The organism is Escherichia coli DSM 30083 = JCM 1649 = ATCC 11775 (assembly GCF_003697165.2).
Lineage (GTDB): Bacteria > Pseudomonadota > Gammaproteobacteria > Enterobacterales > Enterobacteriaceae > Escherichia > Escherichia coli.
This window is the reverse complement of the sequence record NZ_CP033092.2, coordinates 2,272,089-2,285,152: the sequence shown is the minus strand read 5'-3', so window position 1 is coordinate 2,285,152 and position 13,064 is coordinate 2,272,089. Positions and strand designations below refer to the sequence as shown.

The 13,064-nt window shown below is 48.5% G+C and carries 14 protein-coding genes; 6 read left to right on the top strand and 8 right to left on the bottom strand.

Annotated elements, in window-relative coordinates; all coding sequences use genetic code 11:
- Positions 1–61: 61 nt before the first annotated feature.
- Together ghoS and yniA are read left to right on the top strand one after the other, a co-directional pair.
- A complete protein-coding gene (gene ghoS, locus EAS44_RS12110) occupies positions 62–352 on the top strand; it encodes a type V toxin-antitoxin system endoribonuclease antitoxin GhoS (protein ID WP_000146149.1) in 291 nt (96 codons plus the stop codon).
- A gap of 105 nt (positions 353–457) precedes the next feature.
- Entirely contained in the window at positions 458–1,318 is an 861-nt protein-coding gene (gene yniA / locus EAS44_RS12105) for a fructosamine kinase family protein (RefSeq protein WP_000267670.1), read from the top strand.
- Positions 1,319–1,358: 40 nt separating this feature from the next.
- Here the strand turns inward: yniA and yniB are convergent, their stop codons facing one another.
- Positions 1,359–1,895 carry a YniB family protein gene (yniB, locus tag EAS44_RS12100; protein ID WP_000222180.1) on the bottom strand — a complete coding sequence of 179 codons (537 nt, stop codon included), beginning with the start codon at positions 1,893–1,895 and terminating at the stop codon, positions 1,359–1,361.
- 146 nt (positions 1,896–2,041) lie between these two features.
- Here yniB and hxpB point away from each other — a divergent pair, with 146 nt between their 5' ends.
- From hxpB to tcyP, 3 genes are all read left to right on the top strand, one after another.
- Entirely contained in the window at positions 2,042–2,710 is a 669-nt protein-coding gene (gene hxpB / locus EAS44_RS12095; protein ID WP_000106823.1) for a hexitol phosphatase HxpB, read from the top strand.
- A gap of 163 nt (positions 2,711–2,873) precedes the next feature.
- Positions 2,874–3,464, top strand: coding sequence for a metal-dependent hydrolase (gene ydjM, locus EAS44_RS12090; RefSeq protein WP_001295408.1), 591 nt, complete (start codon positions 2,874–2,876; stop codon positions 3,462–3,464).
- 132 nt (positions 3,465–3,596) lie between these two features.
- A complete protein-coding gene (gene tcyP, locus EAS44_RS12085; RefSeq protein WP_001010713.1) occupies positions 3,597–4,988 on the top strand; it encodes a cystine/sulfocysteine:cation symporter in 1,392 nt (463 codons plus the stop codon).
- Positions 4,989–5,034: 46 nt separating this feature from the next.
- On the opposite strand, the gene cedA is transcribed toward tcyP, so the two are convergent.
- The gene (gene cedA / locus EAS44_RS12080) at positions 5,035–5,298 is read right to left on the bottom strand and encodes a cell division activator CedA (RefSeq protein WP_001241562.1); all 264 of its coding nucleotides are present in this window, start codon (positions 5,296–5,298) and stop codon (positions 5,035–5,037) included.
- Positions 5,299–5,480: 182 nt separating this feature from the next.
- Here cedA and katE point away from each other — a divergent pair, with 182 nt between their 5' ends.
- Complete coding sequence (gene katE, locus EAS44_RS12075; protein ID WP_000077882.1) at positions 5,481–7,742, top strand: catalase HPII; 2,262 nt, start codon at positions 5,481–5,483, stop codon at positions 7,740–7,742.
- Between the two features lie 45 nt (positions 7,743–7,787).
- On the opposite strand, the gene chbG is transcribed toward katE, so the two are convergent.
- The 6 genes from chbG to chbB all read right to left on the bottom strand — a co-directional run bounded on the left by chbG (position 7,788) and on the right by chbB (position 13,029).
- Positions 7,788–8,546 carry a chitin disaccharide deacetylase gene (gene chbG / locus EAS44_RS12070; RefSeq protein ID WP_000440473.1) on the bottom strand — a complete coding sequence of 253 codons (759 nt, stop codon included), beginning with the start codon at positions 8,544–8,546 and terminating at the stop codon, positions 7,788–7,790.
- Between the two features lie 12 nt (positions 8,547–8,558).
- A complete protein-coding gene (celF, locus tag EAS44_RS12065; protein ID WP_000078750.1) occupies positions 8,559–9,911 on the bottom strand; it encodes a 6-phospho-beta-glucosidase in 1,353 nt (450 codons plus the stop codon).
- Between the two features lie 103 nt (positions 9,912–10,014).
- Positions 10,015–10,857: a transcriptional regulator ChbR gene (gene chbR / locus EAS44_RS12060; RefSeq protein ID WP_000983642.1), complete on the bottom strand. Its 843-nt coding sequence runs from the start codon at positions 10,855–10,857 to the stop codon at positions 10,015–10,017.
- 7 nt (positions 10,858–10,864) lie between these two features.
- Entirely contained in the window at positions 10,865–11,215 is a 351-nt protein-coding gene (gene chbA / locus EAS44_RS12055) for a PTS N,N'-diacetylchitobiose transporter subunit IIA (protein WP_000968925.1), read from the bottom strand.
- 50 nt (positions 11,216–11,265) lie between these two features.
- The gene (gene chbC, locus EAS44_RS12050; protein ID WP_000073030.1) at positions 11,266–12,624 is read right to left on the bottom strand and encodes a PTS N,N'-diacetylchitobiose transporter subunit IIC; all 1,359 of its coding nucleotides are present in this window, start codon (positions 12,622–12,624) and stop codon (positions 11,266–11,268) included.
- Between the two features lie 84 nt (positions 12,625–12,708).
- A complete protein-coding gene (gene chbB, locus EAS44_RS12045; protein WP_000412169.1) occupies positions 12,709–13,029 on the bottom strand; it encodes a PTS N,N'-diacetylchitobiose transporter subunit IIB in 321 nt (106 codons plus the stop codon).
- Positions 13,030–13,064: the final 35 nt, after the last annotated feature.

The window sequence follows — 13,064 nt, the reverse complement described above, 5'->3', positions numbered from 1 at the left end:
CTGTCGGCAACGCGTTTCTCCGACTATGCTCAAAAGTCATGTGATAACAAAGGGGTGAACTATGGCCAGTGGCGATCTTGTCCGTTATGTCATAACCGTCATGTTGCACGAGGATACATTGACTGAAATTAACGAGTTGAATAATTACCTGACTCGCGACGGTTTTTTGCTCACCATGACGGATGATGATGGAAATATCCATGAGCTGGGGACTAACACTTTTGGACTTATCAGTACCCAAAGTGAAGAAGAAATTAGAGAACTGGTTTCGGGGCTTACCCAAAGTGCAACCGGTAAAGATCCTGAAATCACCATCACGACCTGGGAGGAATGGAATAGCAACAGAAAATAAATGGTTTTTGGGCAATAATCAGTCTGTGGTGTGCGTTAGCTCGTGTTTTTACACCGCATTCTTGCGCTAACCTTATGATCTGGCAGACAACATGGGAGAGACATCATGTGGCAGGCAATCAGTCGTCTTTTGAGCGAGCAGTTAGGTGAAGGCGAAATCGAACTGCGTAATGAACTGCCTGGCGGAGAAGTCCATGCCGCATGGCATTTGCGCTATGCAGGACGTGACTTTTTCGTCAAATGTGATGAAAGGGAACTGCTTCCCGGTTTTACCGCCGAAGCCGACCAACTGGAGTTACTGTCGCGTAGTAAAACCGTCACCGTGCCTAAGGTTTGGGCAGTTGGCGCTGACCGTGACTACAGTTTTCTGGTGATGGACTATCTCCCACCTCGCCCGCTGGATGCGCATAGCGCATTTATTCTTGGTCAGCAAATTGCGCGTTTACATCAATGGAGCGACCAACCGCAATTTGGCCTCGATTTCGATAACGCGCTCTCCACAACTCCCCAGCCCAACACCTGGCAACGTCGCTGGTCAACTTTTTTTGCTGAACAACGGATTGGCTGGCAGCTGGAACTGGCGGCAGAAAAAGGGATCGCTTTCGGCAATATCGATGCCATCGTCGAGCATATTCAGCAGCGTCTGGCCTCGCATCAACCGCAGCCTTCTCTGTTGCACGGCGATTTATGGTCCGGCAACTGTGCGCTGGGTCCGGATGGCCCGTACATTTTCGACCCGGCCTGCTACTGGGGTGACCGAGAGTGCGACCTGGCGATGTTACCGCTGCATACAGAACAGCCGCCACAAATCTATGACGGCTATCAGTCAGTATCCCCGCTACCTGCCGATTTCCTTGAACGTCAACCGGTTTACCAACTCTACACGCTGTTAAATCGTGCAAGGTTATTTGGCGGTCAGCATTTGGTTATTGCTCAGCAGTCACTGGATAGATTATTAGCAGCATGATATGGGTTGAGGATAATGGCCGCTCCGTGCGGCCTTTTGATTAAATAAACCCAAGCAGAGAAAAGAACACATAACCTGCAGCAATACAAATAAGCGGCAGGATATACAGCGAGAAAAACTGCAGGAAAATAGTATGGTGCGGAACAACAATACGTGACTCAATTTGTTCACGCGTTAGCCCCTCTTCCCCTTTGGCTTTTTCCAGAATGAGTTGATCTTCAACACCTTCCCGCAAGAAGCGCGCCTGGCGACTCATCCGGGCTCCGGAATCCTGCAACGCCAGTCCGACAAAAATCAGGATGAAAATCACCCAGAACATAACGTTCACGCCACCATTAAAATTTGGCGTCGGAGAGTTGTACCAGAACACATTCAAAAAAGGCGTATTCGCCTGCATCATATCGACCATGACATGAGTAAAGTCGAGCATGACCGCATTAATGCCTTCCTGGTTTTCCTGCCGGGTATTCATAAATTTCAGCAAAGAAATCAATGTAGAGATCAATGCAGGTATAAAAATCACCCAACCCAAAATCCTTTTCAAAACAGCAATGCGTCCAGCTTGTTGATACGTCATGAGTTCTCCTTGATTAAGACGCGTCGTTTCACTTAGTTTACCTGTAGATATCTGTTTTCGCCCATTCTTTAAAGGCGATATGATAGGCGCTTAATCATAAGCACGGCTTAATACCTTACATATAATGCTCTAAAGGAGAGGTTGTAATGTCAACCCCGCGTCAGATTCTTGCTGCAATTTTTGATATGGATGGATTACTTATCGACTCAGAACCTTTATGGGATCGAGCCGAACTGGATGTGATGGCAAGCTTGGGGGTGGATATCTCCCGTCGTAACGAGCTGCCGGACACCTTAGGTTTACGCATCGATATGGTGGTCGATCTTTGGTACGCCCGGCAACCATGGAATGGGCCAAGCCGTCAGGAAGTAGTAGAACAAGTTATTGCCCGTGCCATTTCACTGGTTGAAGAGACACGTCCATTATTGCCAGGTGTGCGTGAAGCCGTTGCGTTATGCAAAGAACAAGGTTTATTGGTGGGGCTGGCCTCCGCGTCACCGCTGCATATGCTGGAAAAAGTATTGACCATGTTTGATTTACGCGACAGTTTCGATGCCCTCGCCTCGGCTGAAAAATTGCCTTACAGCAAGCCGCATCCGCAAGTATATCTCGACTGCGCAGCAAAACTGGGGGTTGACCCTCTGACCTGCGTGGCACTGGAAGATTCGGTAAATGGCATGATCGCCTCTAAAGCAGCCAGCATGCGTTCCATCGTCGTTCCTGCGCCAGAAGCGCAAAATGATCCACGTTTTGTATTAGCAAACGTCAAACTCTCATCGCTGACAGAACTCACCGCAAAAGACCTTCTCGGTTAATGACCAGGGGGCAGTGATCGCACTGCCCCTGGTTCTTTATCTGAATTTGCATTCAACTGACGGATTAATCGCCAATTTAAGAGAAAGAGTTACACCGTCACCACTTCCGTGCACTGTATAAAAACCCTATACTGTACGTATCGACAGTTTAGTGAGTTTTATCATGACGGCGGAAGGTCACCTTCTCTTTTCTATTGCTTGTGCGGTATTTGCCAAAAATGCCGAGCTGACGCCCGTGCTGGCACAGGGTGACTGGTGGCATATTGTCCCTTCCGCAATCCTGACGTGTTTGTTACCGGACATCGATCACCCAAAGTCGTTTCTTGGGCAGCGATTAAAGTGGATATCAAAACCGATCGCCCGCGCTTTTGGGCATCGTGGTTTTACCCACAGTCTGCTGGCGGTATTTGCGCTGCTGGCAACCTTTTACCTTAAGGTTCCTGAAAGCTGGTTCATTCCGGCTGATGCGTTGCAGGGTATGGTGCTGGGTTATTTGAGCCACATACTTGCCGATATGCTGACACCCGCCGGTGTTCCCCTGCTCTGGCCATGCCGCTGGCGTTTCCGCTTGCCTATCCTGGTTCCCCAAAAGGGCAACCAACTGGAACGTTTTATCTGCATGGCATTATTTGTCTGGTCGGTATGGATGCCCCATTCATTACCCGAAAACAGCGCTGTTCGTTGGTCATCGCAAATGATCAATACCTTACAGATCCAGTTTCATCGGCTTATTAAGCATCAGGTTGAATACTAAAAAGGCAAAAATCGCCTTTCTGGAATAAGCAATTCCATTTGAATATAAGAGCCAGCTCACAGTTCTGTTAATCTTGCGCCAACACTATGACTGCTACGCAGTGATAGAAATAATAAGATCAGGAGAACGGGGATGAACTTTCCATTAATTGCGAACATCGTGGTGTTCGTTGTACTGCTGTTTGCGCTGGCTCAAACCCGCCACAAACAGTGGAGTCTGGCGAAAAAAGTGCTGGTGGGTCTTGTGATGGGTGTGGTTTTTGGCCTTGCCCTGCATACCATTTATGGTTCTGACAGCCAGGTACTTAAAGATTCTGTACAGTGGTTTAACATTGTTGGTAACGGCTATGTTCAACTGCTGCAAATGATCGTTATGCCGCTAGTCTTCGCCTCTATTCTGAGCGCGGTTGCCCGTCTGCATAACGCATCTCAGTTAGGCAAAATCAGTTTTCTAACCATCGGTACGCTTTTGTTTACCACGCTGATTGCAGCGCTGGTCGGTGTGCTGGTCACCAACCTGTTTGGTTTGACGGCTGAAGGTCTGGTTCAGGGTGGTGCAGAAACTGCACGTCTGAACGCCATCGAAAGTAACTATGTTGGTAAAGTCTCTGACCTGAGCGTTCCGCAGCTGGTCTTGTCCTTTATCCCGAAAAACCCGTTTGCCGATCTGACCGGAGCCAATCCGACGTCAATTATCAGCGTGGTAATTTTTGCCGCATTCCTCGGCGTAGCTGCGCTGAAGCTGCTGAAGGATGATGCGCCGAAAGGTGAACGCGTCTTAACCGCTATCGATACCCTGCAAAGCTGGGTGATGAAACTGGTTCGCCTGGTCATGCAGTTGACCCCTTACGGTGTTCTGGCGCTGATGACCAAAGTGGTTGCAGGTTCTAACCTGCAAGACATCATCAAACTGGGAAGTTTCGTTGTTGCGTCCTACCTCGGTCTGCTGATTATGTTTGCAGTGCATGGCCTTCTGCTGGGCATTAATGGCGTGAGCCCGCTGAAGTACTTCCGTAAGGTATGGCCAGTACTGACGTTTGCCTTTACCAGCCGTTCCAGTGCTGCGTCTATCCCACTGAATGTGGAAGCACAAACGCGTCGTCTGGGTGTTCCTGAATCCATCGCCAGTTTCGCCGCCTCTTTCGGTGCGACCATTGGTCAGAACGGTTGTGCCGGTTTGTATCCGGCAATGCTGGCGGTGATGGTTGCGCCTACGGTGGGCATTAACCCACTGGACCCGATGTGGATTGCGACGCTGGTCGGTATTGTCACCGTTAGTTCCGCAGGCGTTGCCGGTGTCGGTGGTGGTGCAACTTTCGCCGCACTGATTGTGCTGCCTGCGATGGGCCTGCCGGTAACGCTGCTGGCATTGTTAATCTCCGTTGAACCGCTTATCGACATGGGTCGTACGGCGCTAAACGTTAGTGGCTCAATGACCGCTGGCACGCTGACCAGCCAGTGGCTGAAGCAAACCGATAAAGCCATTCTGGATAGCGAAGACGACGCCGAACTGGCACACCGTTAATTCTGATTTGTTACGTTAAACGCCTGTCATCCCGACAGGTGTTTTTTTATTCTTCGACCTCATTTTCCTGACGAATCTGATTTGCCCAACGCTGGGCGGATTCAGGCACAGTAAACGCCGGTGAGCGCAGAAATGACTCCCCCATCAGTACAAACGCAACATATTTGCCACGCAGCATCCAGACATCACGAAACGAATCCATCTTTATCGCATGTTCTGGCGGCGCGGGTTCCGTGCGTGGGACATAGCTAATAATCTGGCGGTTTTGCTGACGGAGCGGTTTCTTCATTACTGGCTTCACTAAACGCATATTAAAAATCAGAAAAACTGTAGTTTAGCCGATTTAGCCCCTGTACGTCCTGCTTTGCGTGTATTTCATAACACCGTTTCCAGAATAGTTTCCGGAGCGGGATCTGACTGGTGGTCTATAGTTAGAGGGGTTTTTGACCAAAACAGCGGCCCTTTCAGTAATAATTTAAGGAGACGAGTTCAATGTCGCAACATAACGAAAAGAACCCACATCAGCACCAGTCACCACTACACGATTCCAGCGAAGCGAAACCGGGGATGGACTCACTGGCACCTGAAGACGGATCTCATCGTCCAGCGGCTGAACCAACACCGCCTGGTGCACAACCTACCGCCCCAGGGAGCCTGAAAGCCCCTGATACGCGTAACGAAAAACTTAATTCTCTGGAAGACGTACGCAAAGGCAGTGAAAATTATGCGCTGACCACTAATCAGGGCGTGCGCATCGCCGACGATCAAAACTCACTGCGTGCCGGTAGCCGTGGTCCAACTCTGCTGGAAGATTTTATTCTGCGCGAGAAAATCACTCACTTTGACCATGAGCGCATCCCGGAACGTATTGTTCATGCACGCGGATCAGCAGCTCACGGTTATTTCCAGCCATATAAAAGCTTAAGCGATATCACCAAAGCGGATTTCCTCTCAGATACGAACAAAATCACCCCAGTATTTGTTAGGTTCTCTACCGTTCAGGGCGGCGCTGGCTCTGCCGATACCGTACGTGATATCCGTGGCTTTGCCACCAAGTTCTATACTGAAGAGGGTATTTTTGACCTCGTTGGCAATAACACGCCAATCTTCTTTATCCAGGATGCGCATAAATTCCCCGATTTTGTTCATGCGGTAAAACCAGAACCGCACTGGGCAATTCCACAAGGGCAAAGCGCCCACGATACTTTCTGGGATTATGTTTCTCTGCAACCTGAAACTCTGCACAACGTGATGTGGGCAATGTCGGATCGCGGTATCCCGCGCAGTTACCGCACTATGGAAGGCTTCGGTATTCATACCTTCCGCCTGATTAATGCCGAAGGGAAGGCAACGTTCGTACGTTTCCACTGGAAACCACTGGCAGGTAAAGCCTCACTCGTTTGGGATGAAGCACAAAAACTAACCGGACGTGACCCGGACTTCCACCGCCGCGAGTTGTGGGAAGCGATTGAAGCAGGCGATTTTCCTGAATACGAACTGGGCTTCCAGTTGATTCCTGAAGAAGACGAATTCAAGTTCGACTTCGATCTTCTCGATCCAACCAAACTTATCCCGGAAGAATTGGTGCCTGTTCAGCGTGTCGGCAAAATGGTGCTCAATCGTAATCCGGATAACTTCTTTGCTGAAAACGAACAGGTGGCTTTCCATCCAGGGCATATTGTCCCCGGTCTGGATTTCACCAACGACCCGTTATTGCAGGGGCGTTTGTTCTCTTATACCGATACACAAATCAGTCGTCTTGGTGGGCCGAATTTCCATGAAATTCCGATTAACCGCCCGACCTGCCCTTACCATAATTTCCAGCGTGACGGCATGCATCGTATGGGGATCGACACTAACCCGGCGAATTACGAACCGAACTCGATCAACGATAACTGGCCGCGCGAAACACCGCCGGGGCCGAAACGCGGCGGTTTTGAATCATACCAGGAACGCGTGGAAGGAAATAAAGTTCGCGAGCGCAGTCCATCGTTTGGCGAATATTATTCCCATCCGCGTCTGTTCTGGCTAAGTCAGACGCCATTCGAGCAGCGCCATATTGTCGATGGTTTCAGTTTTGAGTTAAGCAAAGTAGTTCGTCCGTATATTCGTGAGCGCGTTGTTGACCAGCTGGCGCATATTGATCTCACTCTGGCCCAGGCGGTGGCGAAAAATCTCGGTATCGAACTGACTGATGACCAGCTGAATATCACCCCACCTCCGGACGTCAACGGTCTGAAAAAGGATCCATCCTTAAGTCTGTACTCCATTCCTGACGGTGATGTGAAAGGTCGCGTGGTAGCAATTTTGCTTAATGATGAAGTGAGATCGGCAGACCTTCTGGCCATTCTCAAGGCGCTGAAGGCCAAAGGCGTTCATGCCAAACTGCTCTACTCCCGAATGGGGGAAGTGACTGCGGATGACGGTACGGTGTTGCCTATAGCTGCTACCTTTGCCGGTGCGCCTTCGCTGACGGTCGATGCAGTCATTGTCCCTTGCGGCAATATTGCGGATATCGCTGACAACGGCGATGCCAACTACTATCTGATGGAAGCCTACAAACACCTTAAACCGATTGCGCTGGCAGGAGACGCGCGCAAGTTTAAAGCAACAATCAAGGTCGCTGACCAGGGTGAAGAAGGGATTGCGGAAGCTGACAGCGCCGATGGTAGTTTTATGGATGAACTGTTAACGCTGATGACAGCACACCGCGTGTGGTCACGCATTCCTAAGATTGACAAAATCCCGGCGTAAATATGGATAAGGTCACGCCCCTGGGGAGTGACCTTACCACCTTACTTACACATCATGATAACTACCCAACAGATAACCACGCTCAGCAATCGCATATTTCAACGACGCTGAAGTCAGCACATCCAGTTCCGTTAACCGAGGGAAGCAATAAGCACTCTGGCGAATCGTATTATCGACAAACGCCGGATGGCACATAACTTCCAACGAGCGTTCCCCGCGATGGCTGGAATCATCAAGCACTTGCAGGAACAGTGTCTCGCTAATCTCTTCACCATAAAACGCGCTACTGAATCCCTGCGAACTGCGCAGATTAGCCGGTAAATCACCATCGTTAGATAACGGCTGACGGTCGATGCGCAACGCAATCCCCTCTTCAGCCGCAAACTTTGCCACAATCGGGAAAATCTGCGGGAACATATGCACATGATGATGGCTATCAAGATGCGTAGGTTTGCGTCCAAATAGCTCAATGAAACGCAAATACTGACTGGCGAGCTCCTGAGTAATTTCTTCCAGCGGTAAAGCACCTTCTTCTGCCAACTGCCAGATCCATTTTCCCAGCACACCATCGCGGGTTAACCCCGGCATAGCTGTCAGAGGCTTGCCCATAGTAAGGACAAAGTGCATCCCTATGGCCAGACTCGGTTCATCACGGCTCAACTGCACCGCATGGTCAATAGCCTGCCCATTCACCAGCGCCGTCGTCGACGTGACAATCCCATTGCGACAGGCCTCGATAATGCCGTAGTTCTGACCTTTGCTTAAGCCAAAATCATCGGCATTAACAATCAGTAAGCGTTCCATAATCAGCCTCGGTTAATGTGCTTTTTTAAGCTCTGCGATGCAGTCGGCAAAATTTGGCAGCCATTTCTCGTGCGCCAGAATCATCTCGCGTGCCAGCAGCTCAGCATCGCGATCGGAATGCACCAACGGACTAAGGTTTAGCGCCAGTAAGACATCGTTAAATTCTCCACTAAGTGCGGCGTTGCTGGCAGCAATCTCGAAGCCTTTGATGGTGTGAATCAGCCCCATCACTTTATCATCGAAATGCGTAATGCGCGGATGTGGCGTCGCGCCATCGCGCCCCAGCGTACAGGTCATTTCTACCGCCCAGTCTGCCGGAATATTATCAATATGCCCATGATGCGGGATATTAACGTAATGTTCTGCTTGCTTGTCGTTATAGATAGCGTTGATCACTTCGCACGCAGCATCAGAATAATAAGCCCCACCGCGCTGTTCCAGTTCTTTCGGCTTAACGTTCAACTCCGGGTTTTTATATAGCTCAAAAAGTTGTTTCTCGACTTTCTGTACGACCTGCGCTCGTGCGCCGCCTTTGTAGTATTCGCCCATTTCAATAGCCAGCATCTCTTTTTGCTTGAAGTAATAAAGCAAATAAGAACACGGCAACAGATTCAGAGAACGAATTAAGCCTTCGCTAAATGGCAGATCGAAAATATTTTTAACGCCAGATGCTTTTAACTGCCCGGATGCCACACCATCAAGCAATTCGGCAAAGCGTGATTTGCCATTTACCAGCACATCCTTAATGAACACCATATGGTTGAGGCCGAACAGATCGATAGATAAATCATCGCTGTCTTTCAGCATCAGAACATCGCGAATAAACATCTTCATGCCGATCGGAATATTACACACGCCGATAAAGCGTTTAAATCCGGTATGACGATAAACGGCTTCAGTGACCATTCCCGCCGGGTTAGTGAAGTTAATCACCCATGCATTCGGACATAGTTCTTCGACATCTTTTACGATGTCAAAAATCACCGGAATGGTACGCAGACCTTTAAACAGACCGCCCGCGCCGTTAGTTTCCTGACCAAGATAACCATGACTTAATGGAATACGTTCATCCAATTCGCGCGCCGGTAATTGGCCAACGCGCAGTTGGGTAGTAACGAAATCAGCATCTTTCAATGCTTCGCGGCGATCCAGCGTTTTATAAAGCTTCATCGGGACGCCAGCGTTATCAATCATCCGTTGGCAGAGATCAAAAATAATATCCAGTTTCGCTTTACCACCTTCGACATCCACCAGCCATAATTCGCTGACCGGCAATTCGTGATAACGCTTAATAAATCCTTCCAGTAACTCCGGGGTATAGCTGCTCCCGCCACCAATAGTGACGACTTTTAATTTCTGGCTCATAATTTCTCCCTTCAGTACAGAATACTGATATCTGGCATATCTGCCCCCCGGACATAAATAATCCAGCAACAGGACAGATATGTGAATTGTCAGGTATAACGACTTACTGATTAAATTCAGTCAATTTCTTACGATAGCTCTTAGGCGTAAAGGATGTTAATTTCTTAAACGTTTTAATAAACAAGCTCGGGCTACTATAACCGGCCCCAAACGCAATATCCGTCACTGAATAGTTGGTCATTTCCAGTTGTTTTTTGGCAAAATTAATACGGATTTCATTAATAATCTGCATTGGCGTTTTACCATAGTATCGTTGAGTCGCTCGCGTCAAATATTCCTGTGATTTGGCTGACAACGTCACCATATTCTCCAGCGCCGATTCACTAAACTGCTCTTTATCATGCATCTTTTCTACCGTACTTTTCAGCCACTGCGGTATATCATCAATCACCTGTTCTTCGCGGTAATGACGTAAACGGTTAATGACATAAAAAGTAACCATCTCAACAAACTCTTCCAGCCCTGTTTCGCGGAAATTCAATGAAGAAATCACTGTTTCCACATAGGTGAGAAACGCGTTATTGGTCCGGTATACCTGCGAAGCTACAAAGCAATAAGGCAACAACGGCAGGTAATGCTGCTCAAAAAAGCGTTTACTGATCCCAACGTTCAATATACGCGTGGCACCAAATTCATAAAAACTTTGATGGTGCGAACCTAACGGAATAAAAACAAAATCGCCCCGTTCCAGTAACACGCGCTTACCGTTAATCTCCTGGAAATAACGCCCGGTTAATACCAGAGTAAATTCATAATAGTCGTGCTGATGCAGTCCGCTGATACTCTCAGTTTTATTGTAGATAAACACATGGAAGTTTTTGCCATTAAACAACTGCTGTTCTCGGGCAGTGGCAATTTCCGGCGCGTTAATCACTGGCTGCATCATCGACTCCTTATGCCTTCAGTTTTTCATGAAGCTCAATTAATTCAGTAATCAGTTCACGCGCAAGCATGGACGTCATTAAATGATCCTGAGCGTGGACTAGCACCAGACTCACTTTCATCTTACCTTCGCCAGCATCGCCTTCAATCAGTTTCGTCTGTACCAGATGCGCTTCATTCAATGCCATCCGTGACTGATCCATCATGGTTTTTGCTGCGGCAAAATCGCCCTGCTTCGCCTGTTTCAGTGCCGCATACGCCAGGCTACGCGCTTGTCCGGAGTTGATGATAAGCCCCATCACCACTTCTTCCAGCTCTTCAGCTTCCGTTTGCGTATCGGGAATATTATCGAGATCCATCATACATCGTTCCTCTCTATTCTTACCGGCACGATTACCCGTACCGGCATCAATTAAAATTTCAGGGCGTTGGCGATATCTTCTTCGCTCTCTTCTTTATCAATCGCGTTTTGTGCTTTGTTAGCGACCACAACAAAGGGCAGATAAATTAACGTTGCGATACCAAGGTTGAAGAGTGCGACCAGCAATGCGGCGACGCTACCGTTGGTGTTAAAGAAGGCTCCCAGACCGGTTGGCATGGTCCACGGTGCAATATTGGTCACCGGTGGAATAATGCCCATGTAGTACGCTGCCAGGGTGATTGCCGCCAGAATCGGTTGTACCAGTACAAACGGGATAAACATCACCGGGTTCATGATAATTGGCAGACCAAACAGAATCGGTTCGTTAATCTGGAAGATGCCGGACGGCAGCGCCAGTTTTGCCACCTGACGATAATCAGCACGGCGAGAAGCGATAAAGATAGCCAGGATCAGGCCTAAAGTCGCACCACTGCCACCAAGGAAAATAAAGGAGTCCAGCATCGGCTTGGCCCAGATATGGAAGGTCTTACCGGCTGCCAGCGCCGCTTCGACGGAACCATATTGCTGATAGGTCGCGATATTTTCCAGCGCCCACGGCGTCATAATGCCGTTGTCCAGTGCGGTCAGCGCCAGCGCGCCATGAATACCGAAGAACCAGAGCAGTGGAACAAAGATCACATAGGCCCAGCCTACCACGCTACCCAACGATGCCAGTGGGGTTGAGATGGTATCCATAATGATCTGATGGAAGTTGGTGCCCCAGGTATTCAACGCCCAGGCAATAATCCCCATCACGGAAAGAATAATAAAACCGGGAATTAATGCTGAGAAAGAGCGCGAAACCGATGTCGGAACGCTATCAGGTAACTTAATGACCCAGTTACGATGAACAATAAAGGTAAACATTTCTGCCACCACCAGGCCAATAATAATCCCGGAGATGATATTCGCCCCACCTAACCAGTTTGCGCCAACCGCATAGGCCTCACCGACACTATATGGGGTGACGGTCATAAATGCTGCAACGGATAACAACCCGGCCGCCAGCGCATCGACTTTACGCTCTTCTGCCAGCGCCATGCCAATAAAGAACGGGGCCATTAAAGACATTATCCCTAATGTTCCGTTATATACGTTGCCGCCAATACCTTTCAGACCATTAAGTGTTTCAATGGTTGAGGCATCCAGGCGAATACCTAAGGAATAAAAAAACGACCCCTCCCCAAAGCTTAGAAAAACGTTGTTAATTAATACAAACATGGCCCCCGCAAGGGTTAACGGCATTAAGCGAATAAAGCCATTTTTGATTGCATTAACGTGTGGCTGCTTTCCTATTTTAACTGCAAAAGGGAGGAGTACCTTTTCAAGCGATGCAATAACATTACTCATAGAAAAATACCCTTTAAAACCGCAATTTAAATATTGCGGTATTGATTTATGAAATAACTCTTTGACGGGAAAATTTAAAATAAATTAATTTGCTGCGGCTTTTTTAATCGCTGCAACCGCAGCCTTAAGCACGCCTAAACCATCGACTTTGCCATAAAGCAGCGAGTCAATTACTTCAACCGGTTTGTTGGGTAACAAACGCTGGATTTCGGGCAACATATAAGCAATCTGCGGCCCTAATAACACGACATCGGCATTCTGACCTTTTTCACCAGCCAGTGTTTCCGGAAATGCTTCAATAATGACCGGAACTTCATATTTTTCTGCCTGTGCGCGCATTTTTGATACCAGTAAAGAGGTAGACATGCCCGCAGAACAAAACAGATAAATGTGTTTCTTTTCCATAAAACTGCCCTCATCGACGATTATCTGTCAGCCAG